The organism is Flavobacterium bomense, assembly GCF_003970355.1.
In genome coordinates this window covers 1-1,249 of sequence record NZ_RYDJ01000155.1, presented here as the reverse complement: position 1 = coordinate 1,249, position 1,249 = coordinate 1, and the positions used below count along the sequence as shown (strand labels likewise).

The window sequence follows — 1,249 nt, the reverse complement described above, 5'->3', positions numbered from 1 at the left end:
GACACATGGATTTTCAGTCCATTGCTCTACCATCTGAGCTAAGGTACCTTGCTAATAGCTCACTTTACTCTTATTTAATTTGGAGTTCACTAAACTTGTTTGCGGGTGCAAATATAGAATGATTTTTAATTTATACAAAACAATTATTAAAAAAAATCTATTCGTACCTTTGCAACGTTAAATTTAAATTATGATTCTAGCTGTCGATGTAGGGAATACCAGAATTAAAGCTGCTGTTTTTGAGGGTAATACTCTTTTGGAATCTTTTGTTTTTCTAAAAACAGCGCTTGAAAAAAATATTGAAAATATTTTAGAAAAGTATAAAAATACAACTCATTTAGTCATAGCATCGGTTTCAGATGTCGAAAAACAAGCATTTATTAGCTTTAAAGATGCGGTAAATATTCATTTTGTGTCACAAACCGATCCCTTTCCTTTTGTCAATTGTTATGAAACACCACAAACTTTGGGTATTGATAGAATGGTTCTAGCTGCGGGTGCAACACTTCAATATCCCAATCAAAATAGATTGGTGATAGATGCGGGGACTTGTGTGACTTACGATTTTATCGACGAAAACGATAATTATCTTGGTGGGGCAATCTCGTCTGGCTTGAGATTACGATACGAATCATTGCATCATTTTACAGCAAAATTACCCTTGCTGACTTTAGAAAAACCCAAACGTTTTATAGGTAAGTCTACCTCAGAATCTATTCATTCAGGAGTCGTTAATGGGTTAGTATTTGAAATTGAGGGTTGCATAGCCGAAATAAAGGGCCAATATTCAAAATTTATAATAATTTTAACGGGTGGAGACTCAGTTTTTTTGGCTAAACGATTAAAAAATACCATATTTGCCAATTCAAATTTCCTTCTTGAAAGTTTGAATCAAACATTTCAATATAAAATCAAAAATGATTAAAAAATTTCTAATAAGCTCTTGTTTATTGTTGTCATTAGTTGTGTTTTCACAAGAGGGTACGTCCTCACCGTATTCATTTTATGGAATTGGGGAGTCTAGGTTTAACGGAAATGTAGAAAGCCGCTCGATGGGAGGAATTTCAATGATTCCTGATAGTACACGAATCAATTTCCAGAATCCCGCTGGATATGGAAACTTAAAATGGACTAATTTCACACTTGCCGCAAGCAGTAGCAATACCAAACAAAAATCAGGAACATCTAGTGCAACCGCTAAAAGAACCACTTTAGATTATTTAGCTTTAGCAGTTCCGCTTGGAAAATT

General features: G+C 33.9%; 1 protein-coding gene and 1 pseudogene. Both read left to right on the top strand.

Annotation, left to right across the window (positions count from 1 at the left end):
• The first annotated feature begins 190 nt into the window (after nucleotides 1–190).
• Entirely contained in the window at nucleotides 191–925 is a 735-nt protein-coding gene (locus EKL98_RS16350; RefSeq protein WP_126563182.1) for a type III pantothenate kinase, read from the top strand.
• A pseudogene (locus EKL98_RS16345) lies at nucleotides 918–1,249 on the top strand (hypothetical protein); the annotation flags it as partial. The gene EKL98_RS16350 and the pseudogene EKL98_RS16345, both read left to right, overlap by 8 nt.

Excerpts from the sequence above, each read along its gene's own strand:
- EKL98_RS16350 (WP_126563182.1), top strand. The coding sequence starts at position 191 with ATGATTCTAGCTGTCGATGTAGGGAATACCAGAATTAAAGCTGCTGTT.